We start from the raw sequence: 22,075 nt of genomic DNA on the forward strand, positions 1-22,075 counted from the left end.
CTTTACCAAACGGCAATCGCTCCATCCGTTCGAGATTCTGTTCCTCCCATTAACACTCCTGTTTGTGGGTCACGCCAAATTATTTGGCCCCTTCCAAAACTGCTACAATCAGTCGCAACTTGAATCTGATGGCCTTTTCGAGCAAGAGCTTGGACAATATGGTTAGGAAAATTTGGTTCGACTAATACTGCTTTCCCTTCCATCCATTGCCACCTCGGCGCATCTAATGTACTTTGCGGATTTAAAAGAAAATCTACTGTATTCATCACTACCTGAACATGTCCCTGAGGTTGCATATATCCTCCCATAACTCCGAATGGACCAATAGCTTCACCATTTTTCGTTAAAAACCCTGGTATGATTGTATGATATGTTTTCTTCCCAGGCTTTAGTGAATTAGGATGTTCCGGATCTAAGGAAAAATCATGACCTCTATTTTGAAGTGCTATGCCTGTATCAGGTATAACAATACCGGATCCAAAACCCATATAATTACTTTGGATAAAGGAAATCATATTCCCCTCTCCATCAGCAGCTGCTAAGTAAACAGTACCACCTTTAGGTGGAACGTAACTCTCAGGTTCAATTGCTTTTTCACCAATTAATTCTCTTCGTCGAACTGCATATTCTTCTGATAAAAGCTCGTCTACATCCACTTCCATATATTCTGAATCAGTAATGAACGTTTTTCCATCCGTAAAGGCCAGTTTCATAGCTTCTATTTGTTTATGATATGTAATAACATCATCTTTTACTGGAAAATCAAATCCTCTTGCAATATTCAATGCCATTAATGCCACCATACCTTGACCGTTCGGAGGGATTTCCCATACATCGTATCCACGATAATTTGTCGAAATAGGTTTAACCCACTCAACTTTATAATCCATTAAGTCTTCGTAAGTTAGATAGCCATTATGTTCCTTCATAAAGGAAGCTATCTTCTCTGCCAATTCACCACGATAAAAGCTTTCAGCATTTGTAGATCCGATAGCACGCAGAGTTTCAGCATGTGCCTTTGACGACCATAAATCACCGACTGCTGGTACCTTTCCATCTGGAGCAAACGTCTTAAACCACTCAGCAAATTCTGGTGTTGTCAGTTGTTTTTTAAATTTCTCGTAAGCGATATTCCAAAACTTACCGAGAATAGGTGAAATCGGAAAACCTTCTTCTGCAAGTGTAATAGCCGGCTTTAGAACCTCCTCTAGTGGCAACCTACCGAATCGTTCAGATAAGGCTGCCCAAGCAGCTGGTACACCAGGTACTGTAACAGGAATAACACCATGAGTAGGCATCTTCTCAACCCCTCGGTCACGGAGCTTTTCAATTGAAATGCCCTTTGGAGCAGGTCCACTCCCGTTTAACCCATGCAGTTCGCCATTTACCCAGACTAATGCAAAGGCATCTCCACCTATACCATTCGAGGTTGGTTCAACTACCGTTAGCGCTGCAGCAGTTGCAATCGCAGCATCGATAGCATTGCCCCCTTTTTTTAAGATATCTAACCCAGCCTGAGCCGCTAATGGCTGGGATGTCGCCACCATTCCTTTTTTTCCGAATGTTGTATGGCGTTGTGCTGAATATGGATTGTATAAATGATCAAAATGCATTGATATCAACTCCTTCTGTGTTTACATGATGGCATGCTACAAAATGGTTTTCCTCAATTTCTTTCCATTCTGGCTTTAATTGTTTACAAAGATCCGTCGCTAGTGGACATCGGGTGCGGAATGTACAACCCGATGGAGGATTAGCTGGATTAGGAATCTCACCAGTCAATCGAATTTTTTCAGCTCTTTTTCCAACCTTAGGACGTGGAATTGAGGATAATAATGCTTTCGTATAGGGATGTAGAGGATTTTTATACAACTTGTCCGCTGGAGCTAATTCAACGGTATTACCCAAATACATTACCAAAACTCGATCACAAAAATATCTTACAACTCCCAAATCATGGGAGATAAATAAATAGGTTAATTGATATTTTGATTGCAATGACTTTAACAGTTTTAGCACTTGTGCTTGAACAGACACATCAAGTGCAGATACTGCTTCATCGCAAATAATTAACGATGGGTTAAGGGCAATTGCTCTTGCAATTCCAATACGTTGACGCTGTCCACCACTGAATTCATGTGGATATCTATCATAATGATCTGCATTTAATCCAACTTCCCTCAGCAGATCAAGAACCTTCTCTTTACGCTCTTGTTTCGAAAGTTTTGTATGCATGACAAAAACTTCTTCTAATGCATTACCAATTCTCTGACGTGGATTTAAAGAAGCATATGGATCTTGGAATATCATTTGCATTTCTCTCTTAAATTCATTTCGATGTTTATTCGTTAAATGTTGTATTTCGTTGTTTTTAAACAATACTTTTCCTTCAGTAATGTCTTCGAGACCTAGAATTGTTTTTCCTAATGTAGATTTACCGCATCCAGATTCTCCAACCACTCCTAAGCTTTCACCTTCTAAAAGTGATAAACTAACCTCTTCTACTGCTTTTACATGACCTTGTACCTTTTTTAGTAATCCACCACGAATTGGATAATATTTTTTTACCTTTTTGAGCTCAAGTAGCGGTGATTTACTTTTAGTAAGTATCATTTTTATCCTCCTCACTCAACCAACATTTAACCGTATGACCATTCCCAAGTATAAATTCATTTGGTGTTTCAGCTTTACAACGTTCAGTAGCATGTAAACAGCGCGGATGAAAACGACAACCTGAAATATGTTCATTTAAGCTTGGTGTTGAACCAGGTATAGCCTCCAATTCGAAGTCTGGATCATCTACATTCGGTACAGAATTTAATAACCCTCTTGTGTATGGGTGACTTGGATTATTAAAAATCTCTTCTACTGGACCTTCTTCAATTTTCTCACCTGCATACATGACCATTACTTTATCCGCAATTTCGGCAACAACTCCCATGTCATGCGTAACCATTACAACACCCATGCCGAGCTGATCTTTCAAATCTTGAATTAAATCTAATATTTGAGATTGAATCGTAACATCGAGTGCAGTCGTCGGTTCGTCTGCAATAAGTAACCCAGGGGTACATGCTAATGAAATAGCAATCATCACCCTTTGTCTCATTCCCCCACTTAACTCATGAGGATATTGGTTCATACGTTTTTCTGGGTATGGAATGCCAACCTGCTTCAATAATTCTATTCCTTGTTGATTTGCTTGTTGTTTTGAAAGTTTCTGATGGATCATAAGTGGTTCTCTTATTTGAAAGCCAATTGTAAGAACTGGATTTAATGCTGTCATTGGCTCTTGGAAAATCATCGAAATTTTATTCCCTCTTATTTTTCTTAATTCCTCACTATTCAGCTTTGTTAAATCAGTTCCTTCAAAATTAATTGAGCCACTTTTAATTGAACCATTGCTTGGTAACAGACCCATAATGGACAAAGAAGTGATACTTTTTCCACAACCCGATTCACCAACAATACATAGAGTTTCGCTTTTATTAACTGAAAAAGATATGTTTCGAACAGCTGGGATTTCACCATCAGCTGTTCGAAACGTTGTTACTAAATTATTTACAGATAGAAGCTCAGTCGTCATGATATACCTACTCTCTATGTACGTTATATAAAGACCATTGACCGGTAGGGTCTATTTCGATTCCTTTAACAGATGTATCTACTGCAGATGTAACAACTCCTTGATTCATAACGATGACAGGAGCATCTTTTACTAATAATTCATTCGCCTCTTTTAGTTTTTCTTTTCGACCATTTGGATCAATTATTTGGCGAGATTCATTAACTAATTGATCAAACTGTGGATTGTTGTAAGAAATACGGTTCGATGTTCCAATATTGTCAGAATGGAAATTCGGGTATAATAATTCGCTTCCGTCAGCAGTACTATTTGCCCATCCTAAAAATGTTACATCGTACTGACCTTTCGTTGCTGCATCGAGGAAAGTTCCCCATTCCATCGTTTCAAGTTTCACTTTTAAGCCGATTTCAGTCATTTGTGATTGAGCTATTTCAGCCATTTTTAAATACATGTCACGGTTTGGAACCAACATTTTCACTTCTTTTCCAGCAAATCCATTATCTTTAACAAGCGATTTAGCTTTTTCTAAATCAAACGAGTAGCCAGAATCTTCAGATATTTCGTTATAACCGAAGACTTTTGGTCCGATTACGCTATTGCCTTCAATACCTAATCCATTTAACTGGCCAATATATGCTTTACGATCTAAGCCATAAGCAACCGCTTGTCGGAATGCAAGATTATTCATTGGTGCTTTTTTCATATTAAAACCTAAATAATAAACCGGAGTTCCTTCTGCTTTTGATACTTTTACATTTTTAATAGATTCTAAGCGTTTCACTTGTTCTGCTGGTAAAGCATCAATAAATTGCACCTTGCCAGTTTGTAGCATAGAGATTGCAGTTGATACCTCAGGTACGACCTTAAATGTAACTTTTTTTAGTTTTGGTGCGCCATTCCAATAATCTTTATTGCCTTCAAGGACAATTTCGTCACCAGGTGTCCAACTAACAAACTTGAATGGGCCTGTACCAACTGGTTTTTTCATTAAATCACTATTTTTATCCGATTCTGGACTTACTATAGAAGAAGCAGTATGAGCAAGTGCCGCTAAAAGAGGACCATACGGATACTTTGTTTTAATTTCTACTTTGTAATCATCAATCACATTTACTGATTCAACTGGCTCTAATAATGATGCACGTGGAGCAGCGGTTTTTGGATCACGGAATTTATCAAACGTATACTTTACTGCTTCTGCGTTAAAATCTGTACCATCTTGAAATTTAATGCCTTTTTTTAATGAAATAATCCAAGTTTTATCATTTGGATTATCATATGATTCTGCTAATAATGGTTCTATTTGCATTGTTTTAGGGTTTCGTTTAAATAAAGTTTCATAGACTTGATTAATGACATTCGCCGATACTGAATCATTCGTTAAGATCGGTGACAACCCTACAACATCTGATGTTGAAGCATATGTAAGTTCTTGCGTCACATTTTTTGAGTTACTTGAGTTACTCGTTTTACTAGAACACCCCGCAAGCAATAGCACTGTACTAATTACAATAAACATCCATTTCTTCATAAAATCGACTCCTTATTGGTTAATATTCATATTTGGATCCAAAGCATCTCTTAATCCATCGCCTAAGACATTAAAAGAAAATACAATAAGCATAATAGCTATACCAGGTACAATTGTCATATGTGGTGAGGTAAACATAAAAGCTTGTCCTTGAGCAATCATTGACCCCCATTCCGGTGTAGGTGGTTGGGCACCAAGTCCTAGATAACTTAGTGAAGCTGTCGATAATATAGCTGTTGCCATCCTCATCGTGGCAAATACGATAATTGGTGCCATGCAATTAGGAAGGATATGCTTTACCATAATTCGTAGATCACTCGCTCCTAAAGATCTCATTGCTTGTATGTACTCTTGTTTTTTTACTGACAATACAGAACCGCGAACAATTCGTGCACATGATGGAATCGACCAAATACTAATCGCCACCGCTACATTCACTAAACTTGTTCCAAGAATTGCAATGATGAGCATTGCGAGTAGAATACCTGGAAAAGCAAATAATAAATCTACTAACCTCATAAGTAAGCCGTCTAGTTTCGAATAATAGCCAGCTAGCAATCCAATTGTTATACCACCAATTAGTCCGAGAATAACTGCACAAAATCCAACTTCAAGTGAAATCCGTGCCCCATATACAATTCGGCTCCACATATCACGACCATAATTATCAGTACCTAACCAATGTCCATCGGAAAACAAAGGAAGCTCAGTAAATGATAAATTTTGTTTAATAGGATTATGAAACGTAATAAAAGGAGCAAAGAACGCCATTAAAATCTGCAAGATGATGATAATTAATCCAAATACGGCTAGTTTATTTTTTAATAACCGTTTCAGCGTTTGAAAGATAACTTTTTCCTTCTTTTTTATGGTTGCTTGTTTTGTACTAATGTTGTTGATAACTACTTCAGCAGACAAAATGATTCCTCCCTTCTAACCCATCAGTCGTAGCTAATTCTTGGATCAATAAATACGTATAGAATATCCACGATTAAGTTCACGATTACAAACATGGATGCTACTAACAATACAGCTCCTTGAACCATCGGAAAATCTCTAGCTGCAATCGCATCAATCATCAATCTTCCAACTCCATTTATTGCAAATACTTGTTCAGTAATAATTGTTCCTCCGAGAAGAAAACCAAAGTTCAATCCAATTACCGTTATTACTGGTATCATTGAATTTTTTAACGCATGAATCCAAACAATTGATTTTTCTTTAACACCTTTTGCTCTTGCCGTTCGAATGTAATCTGCTCGAATGACTTCCAGCATTGATGAACGGCTCATCCTAGCTATCATCGCAGCGGAGGCTGTCCCAAGTGCAATAGCAGGTAATATGATTTGCTTAAATCCTTCTATGGTCCAAATGGGTGAATCTAAACCTCCAACAGGTAGTACTTGCAGATGAACTCCAAATATAAGAATGAGGATTGCACCCAACCAAAAATTTGGGATTGAAATACCTGCAAGAGCAATAACTGTACTCGAAACATCTAACCATGAGTTTTGCTTTAGTGCTGAAACAATTCCAGCTGTTACACCGATTACAACTGCTACAACCATACTTGCAATCGCTAGGCTGAAAGTGTTAGGAAATCGAAATGCAATTGCATCGGCTACTGATTGTTTCGTTTGATAGGAGTATCCTAAATTCCCATGAAAAACATCTGATATATAATGCCAATATTGAACCAAAAAAGGACTATTTAACCCCAAATTTTCTCTAATAGCATTAAGATCAGCTTTAGTAGCTGTAGGTCCTCCAATAATTGATGCTGGATCACCAGGTGCAAGGTGCATCGAAGCAAAAACTAAAAAAGAGATACCTAATAATAATAAAAACAATTGAAACAACCTTCTTAAAATAAGTGCTACCATCTTTTCACCTACCCCGTTTGTAAATGAATTAACAAAAAATACCTACAAATGTTAATTCATATAGTTATTTAACTTAACAAATGTAAGTTTTTTTGATTATTTCCGATTATAACGTGTATCGACAAAACATTCCACACTTTTCTGAATCTTTTTAAAAATAAAAAAATAAATAAAAAAAACGAGAGATATCTTCTCTCGTTTAAACACATTATAATTTTAGGCCACTTCTACTTTTAAATCTGCGTAGTAAAATGTGACTCTCCACTCTAGTAATTCCTTCTAGAGCATATAATTCATTATTTATAAATTTCTCTAAACTGACGAAGTCATCAACTAGCACGTGCATATGTAACGTACTTGGACCTGTCATTTGATAGCAGCTCGCTACTACAGGATTATCCGCTAGCGCTTCAGCTACTACTACTAAATATGCCGGTTCACAATCTACTTCAAAGAAAGCAGATACACCTTTACCTACTTTCTCAGAATTTATGACAACTGAGAATCGCTCTATTACTCCATTGTTTATTAATTGGTGCACACGTTCACGAATTGATACTCTTGATAGATTAAGCTCTTTTCCAATATCTGCGTAAGACATCCGACCGTTAGCTGTTAGCATCTCAAGAATTCTTTTATCAATGGCACTTAATTTCATTCATTCACCACTTTTCTATCAAATGGATAAGTATTCTTAATATTATTATGTGTTATATAACATAGGCAGTCAATAAGGAGTAATTGTGTAGACACTTTCTATTGAAACTAAGAACCTTTTGATTCACTTTTATCATAACGAATAAATAAAAAATAGGCTCCTTTCTCAAAGATTTTTGTTTTTACAAGGGCTTTGTTATAGCAAACTGAAAGCGAAGAAAGTGATTGAAACGGAAGTTATGGGACAGGTGGGACTTACGCAAGTGGTCAAAAAGGTAGGCATGCTAATACCACGACGTCAACCTGTCGTAACGCATGCATGCCCCACATCGTGTGTGCGTTACGACAGGAGGCTCAAGCGTCAGCCCCACGGAAAGCGAGCATCATGGAGTAAATCTACAATTCTCCATGTTAACTAGCAGCACTGATTACGAAAACAGCCTAAAATAAAAGGATTGGACCCTATTTAACACGGGTTCAATCCTTTTTTGATATTAAATCGATTCCTGATTTAGTCTTATAGTTTTTCTTCGCTTAATTGACTTTTTTTAGGTAATTTAACACGAATCATAAATGTTATGTTTGTTAATAGTATAAAGATTAATGCAAACCCACTTAAATAAAGGATTTGATCCCATACATATCCATTATTAATTGAATTTGATATCAATTCTCTAAATCCTTTTATAGCATAAGTCATAGGTAAGTAAGGATGGATATTTTGGAAAAATGTTGGTGTTAGTGAAATTGGGAATGTACCAGAAGTTCCTCCAATTTGTAATAACATCATAATAAAAGTTAAATATTGTCCAAGATTTCCTAATGTGACAGTTAAAAACTGTATTAATGAATAGAAAGTTAAACTTGAAATAATCGTAAACAAGTAGAAAAACCATACGTTTTTCACATCAAGACCCATTCCATAAATTAAGACGAGATCAGCTAATATTGCCTGGAATATCCCCATAAAAATTAACACGCTATATTTACTTAAAAACCAAGCAATACCTGAAGTTGGAATAGTAGAGTTTTTTCTCATCGGGTAAACTGAAGTGAACATTAATCCGCCTGCAAAAAGTCCTATTGATAAAATATAAGGTGTTAATCCCACACCATATTCTTTCACGTTATTTAATTTATGCGCTACTAGTTTTGTAGGACTTGCAAAGAAATTATCGTTTGTATCAGTCGTTTTAACTTTGTTTACTTCCTCTCCACCGTCTTCTAAAGATTGATGAAGTTTAGTTGTACCTTTTGTTAAGTCGGTTGCACCTTTTAATAAATCTCCAGAGCCATTATATAGTTTATTAGTTCCATCTGATAACTGCTTTGATCCATTATCTAACTGATCTAGACCTTGAACTAATTGATCTCCACCAATATTTAATCTTCCCAAACCAGTTGAAAGTAAGGTACTTCCATCAGTTAACTGTTTCGTTCCATTATATAAGTCATTAGTCCCTTGCGAAAGTTGTTCTGCACCATTAGATGCTAACTGTAATTTACTATTAAATACGTTTAAATTAGCATTTAACTCCTTTTGACCAGCAAGTAAACTGTTAGAGCCTTCGTATAATTTATTTTGGGCTAAAACTATTTGATCAAATCCATTTTTTATTTGATCGCTGCCCTTTGTTAATTGATCCAACCCTTGAGAAACAGCTTGTAATTCACTTATTTTCTTCTGTAATTCTTCATTACTTAGTGATCCAGAGTTATTTTGTAAGTCACTTAATATTGATTTCAGTTTATTATTTGTAGCAGAAAGATTATTATTTAAACCTATTTCATTTTTTTGTAGTTGTACTGATCCTTCATAAGATTGTTTAAGCCCATCATTTAATTGACTGCTGCCAGTTTCTAATTTTGATGACCCTTCTTCTATTTTCTTACTCCCGTCAACTAGTTGTGCAAGTCCGTTATTTAAGTTACTTGAACCATCTTTTAGCGAACCAGATCCCTCTAAAAGTGAATTCAATCCTGTCGTTAATTTACTTGCACCATCATTTGACTGTTTAATACCATCTGATAACTGGAACGCTCCACTTTTCAACTTAGAGCTACCATTTTCAAATGTTAACATACTATCATTTAACTTTTTCAAATTTTTGTTTAGTGTGTTAGTCCCATCCGTGATCTTTTCAGCACCATCATTTATTTTATTCGCTCCATCACTGGCTTTTTGCATTCCATCTCCAATATCTTTAAAGTTATTGAAAACTGATTTTGCATATTGCTCTGTAATTTCTTTTGAAATTTTTGTATTTATTTCTTTTATTGCATTTGACCCAATTTGAGCTCCTACGTAATTTTTACCGGCATTCGTATAATAGTTTAATTTCATCTTTTGTGGTTTTTCATCAAGTAATGTAGCAGCATTTTTAGAAAAGTTAGAAGGAATTTCGATGACTAAATAATAATCCTCATCTTTTAAACCTTTCATCGCTCTCTTTTTGTTTGTTATTTTCCATTTAAACGAATGATTATCCTTCAAACCATCTACAAAATCTTTCCCTACATTTAGCTTTTTATCATTGAATTCTGTCCCTATATCGTTATTTACAACTGCCACAGATAATTTCTCTGTTTTATTATAAGGATTCCAATAAGCAGACAAGAAAATAAGTGAATAAAGCATTGGTACCAGACCGATCGTTATAATCGTAGCGATCATCATTGGTTTCTTTAATATATTTTTCCATTCCTGTTTTAACACTTTATCACTCCTATAAAAATTTCATTCAGACCAATTGACCAAATAAGTGTTTCGGTCAAAATGGACCAAGCAAATTGTTTAATACTACCTTCAACAATCGTCTCAAAAGGTAATATTAAACCATTTACCAAAATTAAATTTTGTTTCTATATAAAAGAAATTCACTAAGATTTCTACACTTGTTAAGTCTATTCAACAACTTTTCTTCCTATTAACCCAAATAATACTAATTGTACAATTTTGTTCGTTGTTTCATCCGTAATATAACCTGGATCTTCATCTATTAAATTTTTTTGCAGATTAAGTATTGATAATATCGTTGTGATCATACTTAAACTTAGGATTGGTATTTCAAGATGAAAATTTATTTCTTTTGCAAGCATTCTAGTTTCTATTTCTTCTTCAATTGGTGTTTTGCGATAAATTTGCTGAAAGAAAATTTCTGATAGCTCAGGATGACGTAACGTTTCACTAATTAAAATTTCAATTTGACTTCGATTTTTTTCAACCCACTTAATTCTCTTTTCTACATACAACTTAAGTAATTGCTCAATCGTATATTCACTGAAATTCTCATTCATTGAATCCTCATGAATATCAGGCTTTACACAAGTAATTAAAACATCCAACTTGCTTTTGAAATATTTATAAATGGTTGCTTCAGAAATCTTACTTTCTTTTGCAATCTGATTAATTGTCGTACCGTTATATCCATTTTTAGCAAAAAGGTATTTAGATTTATCAAGTATTAGCTGCTTTGTTCTTTCTCCCTTATTCACCATAAACCTCCTAAAAGAATAGACAAATGAAAGTTTCGAAAATACAACATTAAAATATACACAAATCTAAAATTTAGTTTTAGTTTTAATCAATATAAAAAAGTAAGTGTTTATTCACTTTTTCAGTATAGTAACCAAAGATTACTTCGTCAACAAAAAGTAAGTGAACACTTACTTTTTTAATATATTTTTAATAAATCACTCCCTATTAGTTCTTAATCTTAATCATCATTTAATTTTACACACTATTTTGACTTATAAACTTTGTTTTATCTATGCCATTAAAAGAAAAATTGACCCAAATTAAAAAAGCATAGATTGTCTTACTCGACAATCTACGCTTAATAATAGTTTTACTCACTTATCTTGTAATCATTTAGTATAATATATCTACTTTATTTAGCTAAAATTTTAATTCCTAAGAATACACCTAGAGAATTTAAAAGTATATCATCAATATCGAAACTGCCAACAATATAGTTTGTTTGGATTAATTCTAGTAAATTCACTATAAAAATTGATATAAAAATACACATAGAATCTCTCATATATTTATGCAAAAAATAAAAAATGACTGATCCTAATGGAATAAAAATAACAATATTTCCAATTAAGTTCGAAAAGATATAAATAAAATCAGCATTACTGTTTAGATATCCCCAAATGGTTTTAAGAGGGGTGTAGTTATTTCGATAATGATTTCCAAGAGAATTTCTTGAAAATAGAACGGATACTAGTAAAAGGATATAAGAAATCGTAAAAACTGCAAATCCAAATTTACTGATATAAATTTTTTTGTTTTTTTTGTAGTAAATAAAAACATTAATTATTGTATTTAGTATCAGTATCAAACACACAAATACACTATAGCCAAATACTGAATTTGCATAGGGAATAAGTCTAGAGAGGAGTTCTCCTAAAATTTCACGCATTAAGAAAAATACGATTAGTGTTGATAATAATAATATAAATATTTTATATATAATCTTTTTCATTAAATATTTACACTCTCTTACCAGAATTCACCTCTAACACCTAAATATGATGTATTTGCTCCTTTTGATACATCGAATGCAAGCTTGTACTCACCATTGCTAACTCCTTCTTGATAAGTAACTGTCCTATCACCAGAAAAAGGTTGTACTGAGTCAGAAACTGGGGTAAATACTCCTAAGATATTTTTCTTTAGAGGTGTAATTTTTATTGATTTTCCCAAGGCACTATATTGTTCGTGTTTTACATGTATCCATCCATTGGAGGTATTAAAAGAATTTTTCGTTTCTAAGTAACCAGTTAGTTTCCCATCGTAAGACTGAGTTGCCGAGGCGGATCCTACTGTACTAGCTAACATTGGAAGAGCTAAACACATTATACAAACAATTTTCTTCTTCATACATAACACTCCTAGTTCAATTATTTTTATATTAATTTAGAATTAGATTCTTTCAGAATGAGGAAACTAATAATATATTAATATACATATAAAATTTACCACTTAATTTGTATCTCTTATTATTTCTAATTTGAACTCTTTATGAAATTACCAAATTATTCTTATTTCTGTCAGATTATTTACACAAAACAAAAAAACTCTTGAATCATTGTGAACCAATGTTTCAAGAGCTTTTTAGTATTAAATATTATTAAGCATAAGACCTACATTAATGCAAACAAATGGTTAAAGTCTCAAAATAAAAAAACCACCAACAGTATGTATTGGTGGAGACGGTGGGAGTCGAACCCACGTCCAGAAATATCGGCACTTAAGCTTCTACGAGTGTAGTCAACATATTAGTATTTCGCATACTAATCAGCCCATTGACAGGCTTCCTAGTAGCTAGTCTGGTTAATCTCTTCCATTCCCCTCAGACGGCGAGGTCCGGCGTAGCCCACTAATGAGTGAACCCCTCTAAGCTATGCACATGGGCGATACATAGGAGGAGCCTTTAGTGCAATTAAGCAGCTAAAGAGAAATTGTTGTTTTTGCCAGTTATTGGCTTTTGCGTTTTAACGAGGCCGACCCCTCGACTCGCAACCTAAGCTCGAACTACCCCTGTCGAATCCGTAACGTCCCCATATAAAGTGCACACCTAACATATTTCAGTTAAAGTGGCTATGAGTGACTTACGAAGCGGAAACAAAAGCTTCATAATCTATAAAATCTGCACTGCTGTGCTCGTTTAAGTGGTGATTAACTTACAAACTTATTATAGCATATACACCATAAGATGCAATTAACAATTGTTTCTATTTAGCTAACAGATTGGTAATCCTTCAACAATTATCCATTTAATTTGACTACGACTTTTGACGATCTCGGAATGCACGCTCTACTTCACGTTTTGCTTCTTTCTTCTTTAAATCATCACGTTTATCAAACTGTTTCTTACCTTTTCCAAGTCCAAGTAACAATTTGGCATAACCATTTTTCAAATAAATTTTCAAAGGAACTAATGTGTAACCTGTTTCTTTTGTATAACCGATTAACTTTACGATTTCTTTATTATGCAATAATAATTTCCTCGTACGTAATGGTTCATGATTGTATCGATTACCTTGTTCATACGGACTAATATGCATATTGTGAAGCCATACTTCGCCACCTTGAACTCGGGCAAACGAATCCTTTAAGTTAGCTTTTCCCGCACGTAATGATTTTATTTCTGTACCTTGTAATACGAGACCAGCTTCGTATGTTTCTTCAATGAAATAATCATGATATGCTTTTTTATTTTGAGCAATAACTTTCCCTTCACCTTTTGGCATTTCTCTTACACCTCGCTATTGTTACTTATTTTACCATAAATCATAATCGTATACTATGTACCTACAATCCAATAAAGAAAACTCGTCGACTGATGAACCTTTTAGGCGAAGACAGAGAAGTAGTTGCAATTATACTCAGTTTTTAGATTTGGATAACCTCACCGTTTGCCTTCCTAATTGCCAACTTATATTTTCTTATCATATGAAATAAACAGTGAACAATTACATTGCTCACTGTTTTATTCTTATCTATTTCTTTTTATTACCTTTTGCTACTTTATCATAGAAAGGTTTTCTCTTTTTACTCTTGCTTTTTGTTGGACTAAATCGGTCATCTCTTTTATTGCGCGTTTGACCGCTACGTCCTCCACCTTCTTTTTCTCCATTTGAAGATGAACTATCGCTTCTGCGACCACGAGATTTTCCACCTCGAGCACTGTCAGTATTTCTATCTGATGAATTTCTTCCACGTCCTCGGCCTCTTCCACCAGGACCTCCATCATTTAGATTCACAGGTCCTCTTCCGCCGTTTCGACGAGGCTTATTGGACTTCATACCAACAATTTCGAAATCTATTGCTCGCTCTTCCTTATTTACATTGGCTACTCGAACGGCTACTTCATCACCAATTCTAAAGATCTTTCCAGTTCTCTCGCCAATCATCGCATAAGAGCGCTCATCGTAATTATAGTAATCATCAGATAAATCAGCTACGCGTACAAGTCCTTCGATTGTATTTGGCAATTCAATGAACATACCAAAATTCGTTACAGAACTAATAATCCCCTCATACTCTTCACCAATTTTATCAAGCATGTACTCTGCTTTTTTCAGATCATCCGTTTCTCTCTCTGCTTCAACAGAACGACGCTCCATATTAGAAGCATGTTCAGCTATTGATGGTAGTTTATCATCCCATTCACGCTTTGTATCAGCATCCATTTTACGATCTATTAAGTAAGTACGTATTAATCGATGTACGATTAAATCTGGATAACGTCGTATTGGAGATGTAAAATGTGTATAAAATTCTGCTGCCAATCCAAAATGGCCAAGATTATCCGCTTCATATTTCGCTTGTTTCATTGAACGTAGCATTATTGTAGAGATAACTGTTTCCTCAGGCTTCCCATTCACCATTTCAAGAACTTGTTGCAATGCTCTTGGATGAATTTCGTTTGCTGCGCCTTTCACTGTATATCCAAAAGTTGCAATAAATTCGAAAAAGCGTTGCAGCTTTTCTTCTTTTGGATCTTCATGTACACGATAAATAAACGGTACGTTCAACCAATGGAAATGCTCAGCAACTGTTTCATTCGCAACAAGCATAAATTCTTCGATTAATTTTTCAGCTGTAGAACGTTCGCGTAATACGATTTCATTTGGATGACCATCTTCATCCACAAGTACCTTTGCCTCTTTAAAGTCAAAATCTATCGCTCCACGAGTCATACGTCTATTACGTAATACTTTAGCTAATTGAGCCATTTCCTCGAACATTGGAATTAAAGGTTCATAACGTTCCCTTAACTCAACATCCTCATCATCTAAGATTTTATTTACATCACTATATGTCATTCGTTCTGTCGTTTTAATGATACTCTCAAAAATCTCATGTTTTACGACTTCACCTTTTTGATTGATTTCCATTTCACATGAAAGTGTAAAACGATTTACTTGAGGATTTAATGAACAAATACCATTCGACAAACGATGAGGTATCATAGGGATTACACGATCGACTAAATAGATACTCGTCCCACGATCATAAGCCTCTTGATCAATTGGAGAATTATCTGTCACATAGTATGAAACGTCAGCAATATGTACACCTAATTTATAATTTCCGTTATCTAGTTTCGTAACTGTTACAGCATCATCTAAATCTTTTGCATCTGCTCCGTCAATTGTTACGATTTGTTCGCTTCTTAAGTCTCGACGAGTTCCAATATCCGCTTCATCAATTTCTTCAGGTACAGCATTTGCTTGGTCCATCGCTTCTTTAGGAAACTCTTGCGGTAGTCCAAACTTATGAATCACTGAAAGGATATCTACACCCGGATCATTCTTATGTCCTAGTATTTGAACGATAATACCTTCAGCATTTTTTCCGTTCTCAGGAAACTGAGTAAGTTCAACAACTACTTTATGGCCTTCAACAGCACCTTGAGAATTACTTCTCGTTACAAATATATCGCTGCCAAATCGTTTATCATCAGGTACCACAAATCCAAAATTCTTCTGTGCTTGATAAGTTCCAACCATCTTAGTTTGACCGCGCTCAAGTATCTTGACGATTGTACCTTCACGACGAGCGTCACTTTTCTCTTTCGTAATTCGCGCTAAAACAATATCACCATGAAGTGCTCCATTTAAATCGGACGGTGAAATAAATACGTCCTCGGCACCTGCTTCCTCAGGTATCACAAATGCGAATCCTCGGGCATGCCCTGTTAATTTACCTCTTACCAAATTTGATTGCTCAGGTAAACTATATTTATTATTACGAGACCGTACAATGAAGCCTTCATCTTCTAATGTAACTAAGGCTTTTACTACTTCACGAAAGTCTACTGCATCAGTTAATTGTAAGACCTCTTCGATTCCCTGGATATTTAAGGGTTTATATTCTTCATTTTTCATTAAAGCTAATAACTTATCTTTCCATTCCTGAAATTCTTGCATCCTTTTCCCTCCTTTTTCTAACCAATCAGTTAAAGGGTCTTTTATATAAAGTTTGTCCAGATTAACACAATCTTACCATTCTAATTCTTCAAGAAACGATAGAATGTCTTCATGTAACAAATCTCTTTCTTTACCTAATGTGATTACGTGTGTTGAATTTTCGTACCATTTCAATTTTTTCTGATCTGATTGAACTTCATTAAAAATAATATTCGCACTATCTGTGTTAATCATCTCGTCAACTCTTGATTGTACAACAAAAGTAGGTGCATATACCGTGTCTACATTTTCACGAACCTCTTTTATTAATGCTTGAAGCTCTTTTAATGTATTCATCGGTGCTTTTTTAAACTCTTCCATTTCTATTTCAATTTGTTCTTCAGATTTACCTTCACGTTTTTTAAACTCTCTAGTGTATGCAAGAACTCCTTCATACATTATTTCTTCGCTTTTTATGTACATAGGAGAACACATCGTTACAATTCCATTTAAAGGAACCGTATAACCAAGCTTTAATGCGAAAACTCCTCCTAATGAAAGACCTACTGCAGCAATTTTTTGATGCCCTCTATCCTTTAAAAATTGATATGCATCAGTTACATCTAGCCACCAATCATTAGGCCCAGTATGAACTAATTCTTCTGGTGGAACTCCATGCCCTTTATAATGTGGTGCATGACATGTATAACCTTGTTTTTCTAAAAATCGACCTAACATTCGAACATCAGCCGAATGACCCGTAAATCCGTGTAACAATAATACTGCACGCTCTCCGCCTTCAAATGTAAAAGGCTTTGGCATTGATACTTTCATATATACTCACTCCAACACTTTTCTATCCTATATTCTTAACATTCCTTCGTTTTATCTCTTTTATTTGACTAAAAATTATATGTAAACTGAACTCGCACGTTAATTTTTCCCACATTAAGGTTAAATAAACAAACGTTTATAACATAACTAATCATTACAATTCAAAAAATAAAAGCTTACGTAAAGAAGTGTTCTTTTATTTTACCTTTCATTTGAAAGATTTACCAATAAAGAGATTTTTTTTAATAGCTGGTTATGATTTAATTAAAGGTAGGGTATTAATAATGTTTGTATATTAAATAGTACGAAGGAGGATTTATATGTTTATTAGTGTTAAAGAGTTTATTACAGAATGGACACAAGAAGCAGATCGTACGTTAAAATTGCTAAATGTAATGACGGATGATTCTCTAGAACAATCAATAGGGGATGACCTAAAATCATTAGGGGAATTAGCATGGCATGTTACAACATCTATTAAAGATATCATCTCTGAATCTGGTTTGCAATTCGAAGCTCCAGCTTATCAAGATGAAATGCCAGGTACAGCAAAAGAAATAGCTGAAAAATATTCTGAAGTAAGCAATGCAATGATTGAAGCAGCAAAATCAAATTGGAATGACGAAGGTTTAAAAGAAATAATCAACGCTTTTGGTTTTGAAATGCCTCTATTTGCTTTACTTCGAATGGCAATTCAGCATCAGACCCATCACCGAGGTCAAATGACTGTACTAATGAGACAAGCTGGCTTAGTAATCCCAGGTATGTATGGTCCAAGCAAAGAAGAATGGGAACAACTTAAGAAGTAAAACTGAAGACAACCTTATTATCAGGTTGTCTTCTCTATTTTCAATTTTAACTTAAAGACGTGAAATGATAACATCAAATAAAAAAGCCACCTCGAGTTAAGGTAGCTAGTTTATTACAGTTTAAAATAAGTTACAGCAATTGTTAAAATGAAGAATAAAATTGCTACAACAACTGTTATACGTTGTAAAACTAATTCAAATCCACGTGCTTTTTGTTTGCCGAAAAGTTGCTCAGCACCACCAGAAATCGCACCTAGTCCATTACTTTTACTTGATTGAAGTAAAACAAGAACAATCATAAGTACTGACACGATAATTAGAACAATAGATAAAAACGTATGCATTTCTTCACCTCCACAGTAAACACTGTTACTTATCATTTTACTATGAAGAACAATTTACTTCAAGATGAGTAAGTAGCTTATTAATTATTTAATATATGCAGATCTATCCAATTTTTCACATCGTGATGGACTTCCTCTTTATTTATTTCATGAAGCATCTCGTGGCGCCCCTCATCATATAGCTTCATTGTAACATCGGTACATCCTATATTTTTATAAGCTGCATAAACTTTTTTAACACCCTCACCATTTTGTCCAACCGGATCTTTACTTCCAGAGAATATGTAGATTGGAAGTGTGTTAGGAGTTCTTTTCAACTCATCTTTTCGATGAATAATACCGATTCCTTTTAGTAATTCATGATAAAAACTTGATGAACAAATAAAACCACAGAATGGATCTTTAATATATCGATCAATTTCTGCTTCATCCCTTGTTAACCAATCATATTTTGTTCTTGGAAACTTAAAATGATTATTAAAGTTTCCAAAAGTTAAAAAGTCTAATAATTTACTCCTTTTATTTTCCCCAATAATTAATGACTCCGTTCCTGAAAGAAAGACGCCTAACGTCCTTAAAATGCCTGGATCAAACCCTGTACCTGATATGATTAAACCATCGTACAACGCACCATCCAATTGAACAACACGTCTACTCAAATAAGAACCCATGCTATGTCCGAACAAGATAAGAGGTAAATTAAAATCATTTTTTATCAATTTACTAATATAAATGATATCCTTTGCAATATCTTCCCATTTTATTTGATTACCAAAGTAACCTAAGTCATCTTCGTTTTTTGCTGTTTTTCCATGTCCTCTTTGATCATGAATAAAAACAGCAAACTGATTTTGAACTAAAAATTCTATAAATTTCTCATATGCTCCCCCATGCTCTGCCATTCCATGAACAATTTGAACGACGGCTATTGGTTCATTCGGGATATATTTTCTCAAGTATATTTTCGTTCTGTCTTCAGCCGAAATTAACCCTTCCCAGTTATTCATTTTTATTCCCCTTCATTTCATAAGTCATTAAATAAAATAAGTAAAAAGACACCTTATTAGATTATTTCTATTTGTATGTGTTTGATTAAAAGTTCATCACATATTAACCACTTGGATAACAAAATTAAAAATTCATTTTATAAATGGTTGTAAATACATTTTAATAGTATACCAAATATTACCTTTAAACTATTCGAGAAATTTGATCATTCTCCTCCTCATATCAATTCCACTTCTCTCAATTTTCATACGACCACCATTCCAGTACCAGCAATCAATAAAATTGTTATCCAACTATAAACATTTATGACTGTGGTTTTATTAACCTTATCTTATTAGACTTTGATTAGAATTCGTAAGTAATGAATTTTTTCCTACAAGTTTATATATGTATTTAATGAGGTGTTGTATATGAAGAGAAATATTCAAACAATACTGAGTATTAGTTTTACAATATTAATGTTTATTTTATTTTTCGTGTTCTATTTAAATGGAGATCATTATCGATTTCAAATTGCAATTGCTGGTGTTATTTGTGGACTTATTCCGCTCATCTTAGACAAAGTCTTTAAGCTTCATTTTACGTCCCCCTTTATTCTTGCATACTTTGCGTTTTTAGTTGCCTCGCTCTGTTTAGGGGCGATGCTAAAATTTTATTCATTGGGCTGGTGGGATATATTGCTACACTTTTTAAGTGGTTCATTGACTTCATTTCTAGCAATCGATTTAATGGGTAAGCTTTCAACAGATAAATCGAGAAGTGAAATGTCCGCTTGGTTTATATTCCTATTTGTCCTAGCTTTCGGTGTGTTTGGAGGGGTTCTTTGGGAGATTTATGAATTCAGTGCAGACCAATTCCTTGGTACTTCCACTCAAGGTGGAGGTAACTTCGATACAATGACTGACTTAATAGCAGATACAACTGGCGCATTAATCATAGCTTATTGGATTGCAAGGAGATCAAAAATAAAATGATTCTGGAAGCGACTCGCTCTACCAATTTACGCACAAAAAAGAGAAGGTGATCTACCTTCTCTTTCGTTTATGATTTTGCTTCAACAACTACTTGTTTCATTATTTTGAACATCGGAATCATAATGATTATCCCGATGACGAATAGTAAAGCTGAAACTTGATAAATAGAGAATAAAGAGAATTGCTCTTTTAGAATTCCCGACAAGCTCATCGTAATGACCATAGAACCCATAAATAAAGGTGTTAATATTCCGTTTACCCTTCCAACAAAACTTTCATCCGTGTTTTTCAAAATAATTGTATTTATACCAATATGCAGTGCCGGCATAAATAGACCCATAAAGAATTCAGAGCATAAAGTGAGCCAAAAGGACTCGGACCAGCCCATTACAAAAATACCGATTGCTGTAACACCCATACCGAGCATTAACAAAATATGTGGTGCAACTTTATTAGAAATTACCATAATAACGCCACCACCAATAATCATAGCCGCTCCATTTGCTGCAAATAACCATTGTAGATAATCTTTCTCTAAACCTAATCTTTCAGTTACTAGAAATATCGCTAAAGGATGAATAAAACCTAGGCCTAATCCAGCAGCTGTAAATACTCCACCTAATGTAACAAGAATTTTACGAGACCAAACGTATTTAAAGCCTAACTTCATTTCTTCCCACAAGGAAGTAGTTTTCTCAGCCTTTTCTTCAATTTGATCTTTTGGTAGTTTCGTTAATACAACAGCAGATAGTAGAAAAGCAATACCTACTATACTCATTGAAATATAAATACCTGCTTGTTGGAAAACAAAAGTACCTAAAACCGGACCTAGAATCATAAAGATTGCCATCATTGTTTGGAATATGGACATACCAGCTTGCATTTGTTCTCCTGGTACATGAACCTTAAATAACTTCATACTAGAAGGCTGTGAAAACTGCGACAAAATCGCAGAGACCAATGTTGCAAAAAACACGACTTTCCAAGTTCCATACAATAGTGCCAGCAATATTACAAAAATTGATGCAGCACTTAATAGATCACACCAAATCATTGTGCGCTTTGGTCGCCAACGATCTGCAAAAGTTCCTCCGATAAATGAAAAAATAAATATTGGTGCAAATTCAGCAACAGAAATAAGCGATATAGCCGTTGCATCTCCATTCGTTTTATCCATAACAAATAATAAAATTGCAAAATTACGAATCCATATACCAACTTGGATAAACAAACCTGCTGAAAGAATCGTCTGAATAAAACGATTTTTTAACAAAGAAGCCATTGAAGGATTTGAAGTAGTATTAGTCATTTTTTAACCTCTCTAATCTTATTTTCTTTGGTTCAAAACAACATATGTAAAAATTCACAGTTTATGCCCAGAACAAGAACTAACGTTCTCAAGAACATATATTCTTATATTAACATCAAGTTTGATTAAACATCAATGCTTTTTATAAATTTTTCTATTTACACGTAAATCGTAATCAAAAATTTACATAAAAAACCTCTTGTTTTATCGTGAGA

The 22,075-nt window shown here is 34.4% G+C and carries 19 protein-coding genes and 1 other RNA gene; 2 read left to right on the plus strand and 18 right to left on the minus strand.

What is annotated here, in order from left to right; all coding sequences use genetic code 11:
* Positions 1-2: 2 nt before the first annotated feature.
* The 15 genes from ggt to B7R65_RS03735 form a co-directional block, all read right to left on the minus strand.
* Positions 3-1,613 carry a gamma-glutamyltransferase gene (gene ggt, locus B7R65_RS03665; RefSeq protein ID WP_088041398.1) on the minus strand — a complete coding sequence of 537 codons (1,611 nt, stop codon included), beginning with the start codon at positions 1,611-1,613 and terminating at the stop codon, positions 3-5.
* Positions 1,603-2,613, minus strand: a complete 1,011-nt coding sequence (locus tag B7R65_RS03670) for an ABC transporter ATP-binding protein (RefSeq protein WP_088041399.1) — start codon at positions 2,611-2,613, stop codon at positions 1,603-1,605. The genes ggt and B7R65_RS03670 overlap by 11 nt, the downstream gene beginning before the upstream one ends.
* Entirely contained in the window at positions 2,600-3,586 is a 987-nt protein-coding gene (locus B7R65_RS03675; protein WP_088041400.1) for an ABC transporter ATP-binding protein, read from the minus strand. The genes B7R65_RS03670 and B7R65_RS03675 overlap by 14 nt, the downstream gene beginning before the upstream one ends.
* Before the next feature lie 7 nt (positions 3,587-3,593).
* The gene (locus B7R65_RS03680; protein ID WP_088041401.1) at positions 3,594-5,117 is read right to left on the minus strand and encodes a glutathione ABC transporter substrate-binding protein; all 1,524 of its coding nucleotides are present in this window, start codon (positions 5,115-5,117) and stop codon (positions 3,594-3,596) included.
* 12 nt (positions 5,118-5,129) lie between these two features.
* Entirely contained in the window at positions 5,130-6,035 is a 906-nt protein-coding gene (locus B7R65_RS03685) for an ABC transporter permease (protein WP_179194757.1), read from the minus strand.
* 23 nt (positions 6,036-6,058) lie between these two features.
* Positions 6,059-7,000: a nickel ABC transporter permease gene (gene nikB, locus B7R65_RS03690; protein WP_088041402.1), complete on the minus strand. Its 942-nt coding sequence runs from the start codon at positions 6,998-7,000 to the stop codon at positions 6,059-6,061.
* Between the two features lie 208 nt (positions 7,001-7,208).
* Positions 7,209-7,658, minus strand: a complete 450-nt coding sequence (locus B7R65_RS03695; RefSeq protein ID WP_088041403.1) for an Lrp/AsnC family transcriptional regulator — start codon at positions 7,656-7,658, stop codon at positions 7,209-7,211.
* Between the two features lie 516 nt (positions 7,659-8,174).
* A complete protein-coding gene (locus tag B7R65_RS03700) occupies positions 8,175-10,373 on the minus strand; it encodes a YhgE/Pip domain-containing protein (RefSeq protein WP_088041404.1) in 2,199 nt (732 codons plus the stop codon).
* Between the two features lie 188 nt (positions 10,374-10,561).
* Complete coding sequence (locus B7R65_RS03705; protein ID WP_179194758.1) at positions 10,562-11,152, minus strand: TetR/AcrR family transcriptional regulator; 591 nt, start codon at positions 11,150-11,152, stop codon at positions 10,562-10,564.
* 395 nt (positions 11,153-11,547) lie between these two features.
* The gene (locus B7R65_RS03710; RefSeq protein WP_088041406.1) at positions 11,548-12,147 is read right to left on the minus strand and encodes a VanZ family protein; all 600 of its coding nucleotides are present in this window, start codon (positions 12,145-12,147) and stop codon (positions 11,548-11,550) included.
* Between the two features lie 17 nt (positions 12,148-12,164).
* Positions 12,165-12,545, minus strand: coding sequence for a hypothetical protein (locus B7R65_RS03715; protein ID WP_088041407.1), 381 nt, complete (start codon positions 12,543-12,545; stop codon positions 12,165-12,167).
* Positions 12,546-12,869: 324 nt separating this feature from the next.
* Positions 12,870-13,227: a transfer-messenger RNA gene (gene ssrA / locus B7R65_RS03720) on the minus strand.
* Positions 13,228-13,450: 223 nt separating this feature from the next.
* The gene (smpB, locus tag B7R65_RS03725) at positions 13,451-13,918 is read right to left on the minus strand and encodes an SsrA-binding protein SmpB (RefSeq protein WP_088041408.1); all 468 of its coding nucleotides are present in this window, start codon (positions 13,916-13,918) and stop codon (positions 13,451-13,453) included.
* A 249-nt stretch (positions 13,919-14,167) separates the two neighbouring features.
* Positions 14,168-16,603, minus strand: a complete 2,436-nt coding sequence (rnr, locus tag B7R65_RS03730) for a ribonuclease R (RefSeq protein ID WP_088041409.1) — start codon at positions 16,601-16,603, stop codon at positions 14,168-14,170.
* 72 nt (positions 16,604-16,675) lie between these two features.
* Positions 16,676-17,416, minus strand: coding sequence for an alpha/beta hydrolase (locus B7R65_RS03735; protein WP_088041410.1), 741 nt, complete (start codon positions 17,414-17,416; stop codon positions 16,676-16,678).
* A gap of 320 nt (positions 17,417-17,736) precedes the next feature.
* On the opposite strand from B7R65_RS03735, the gene B7R65_RS03740 reads away from it, so the two are divergent.
* On the plus strand, positions 17,737-18,225 hold the full coding sequence (locus tag B7R65_RS03740) for a DinB family protein (RefSeq protein ID WP_088041411.1): 489 nt from the start codon (positions 17,737-17,739) through the stop codon (positions 18,223-18,225).
* Positions 18,226-18,338: 113 nt separating this feature from the next.
* Here the strand turns inward: B7R65_RS03740 and secG are convergent, their stop codons facing one another.
* Both secG and B7R65_RS03750 read right to left on the minus strand, forming a co-directional pair.
* Positions 18,339-18,569, minus strand: coding sequence for a preprotein translocase subunit SecG (gene secG / locus B7R65_RS03745; RefSeq protein WP_088041412.1), 231 nt, complete (start codon positions 18,567-18,569; stop codon positions 18,339-18,341).
* A gap of 80 nt (positions 18,570-18,649) precedes the next feature.
* Positions 18,650-19,576: an alpha/beta fold hydrolase gene (locus tag B7R65_RS03750; RefSeq protein WP_088041413.1), complete on the minus strand. Its 927-nt coding sequence runs from the start codon at positions 19,574-19,576 to the stop codon at positions 18,650-18,652.
* Positions 19,577-19,987: 411 nt separating this feature from the next.
* Between B7R65_RS03750 and B7R65_RS03755 the strand changes: the two genes are divergently transcribed.
* Entirely contained in the window at positions 19,988-20,551 is a 564-nt protein-coding gene (locus B7R65_RS03755; RefSeq protein WP_088041414.1) for a DUF2238 domain-containing protein, read from the plus strand.
* 67 nt (positions 20,552-20,618) lie between these two features.
* Here the strand turns inward: B7R65_RS03755 and B7R65_RS03760 are convergent, their stop codons facing one another.
* Positions 20,619-21,860 (minus strand): MFS transporter, encoded by a 1,242-nt coding sequence (locus B7R65_RS03760; RefSeq protein ID WP_088041415.1) that lies wholly within the window; start codon positions 21,858-21,860, stop codon positions 20,619-20,621.
* Positions 21,861-22,075 lie beyond the last annotated feature (215 nt).

Origin of the sequence: Bacillus sp. EAC, assembly GCF_002156875.1 — a bacterium.
Lineage (GTDB): Bacteria > Bacillota > Bacilli > Bacillales > Bacillaceae_G > Gottfriedia.

Bases quoted from the DNA above. Each gene is read 5' to 3' on its own strand.
- B7R65_RS03750 (WP_088041413.1), bottom strand. From the start codon at position 19,576: ATGAATAACTGGGAAGGGTTAATTTCGGCTGAAGACAGAACGAAAATA.
- secG (WP_088041412.1), bottom strand. From the start codon at position 18,569: ATGCATACGTTTTTATCTATTGTTCTAATTATCGTGTCAGTACTTATG.
- rnr (WP_088041409.1), bottom strand. From the start codon at position 16,603: ATGCAAGAATTTCAGGAATGGAAAGATAAGTTATTAGCTTTAATGAAA.
- B7R65_RS03715 (WP_088041407.1), bottom strand. From the start codon at position 12,545: ATGAAGAAGAAAATTGTTTGTATAATGTGTTTAGCTCTTCCAATGTTA.
- B7R65_RS03670 (WP_088041399.1), bottom strand. From the start codon at position 2,613: ATGATACTTACTAAAAGTAAATCACCGCTACTTGAGCTCAAAAAGGTA.
- B7R65_RS03735 (WP_088041410.1), bottom strand. From the start codon at position 17,416: ATGAAAGTATCAATGCCAAAGCCTTTTACATTTGAAGGCGGAGAGCGT.
- B7R65_RS03755 (WP_088041414.1), top strand. From the start codon at position 19,988: ATGAAGAGAAATATTCAAACAATACTGAGTATTAGTTTTACAATATTA.
- B7R65_RS03675 (WP_088041400.1), bottom strand. From the start codon at position 3,586: ATGACGACTGAGCTTCTATCTGTAAATAATTTAGTAACAACGTTTCGA.
- ggt (WP_088041398.1), bottom strand. From the start codon at position 1,613: ATGCATTTTGATCATTTATACAATCCATATTCAGCACAACGCCATACA.
- B7R65_RS03740 (WP_088041411.1), top strand. From the start codon at position 17,737: ATGTTTATTAGTGTTAAAGAGTTTATTACAGAATGGACACAAGAAGCA.
- nikB (WP_088041402.1), bottom strand. From the start codon at position 7,000: ATGGTAGCACTTATTTTAAGAAGGTTGTTTCAATTGTTTTTATTATTA.
- B7R65_RS03760 (WP_088041415.1), bottom strand. From the start codon at position 21,860: ATGACTAATACTACTTCAAATCCTTCAATGGCTTCTTTGTTAAAAAAT.
- B7R65_RS03695 (WP_088041403.1), bottom strand. From the start codon at position 7,658: ATGAAATTAAGTGCCATTGATAAAAGAATTCTTGAGATGCTAACAGCT.
- smpB (WP_088041408.1), bottom strand. From the start codon at position 13,918: ATGCCAAAAGGTGAAGGGAAAGTTATTGCTCAAAATAAAAAAGCATAT.
- B7R65_RS03680 (WP_088041401.1), bottom strand. From the start codon at position 5,117: ATGAAGAAATGGATGTTTATTGTAATTAGTACAGTGCTATTGCTTGCG.
- B7R65_RS03710 (WP_088041406.1), bottom strand. From the start codon at position 12,147: ATGAAAAAGATTATATATAAAATATTTATATTATTATTATCAACACTA.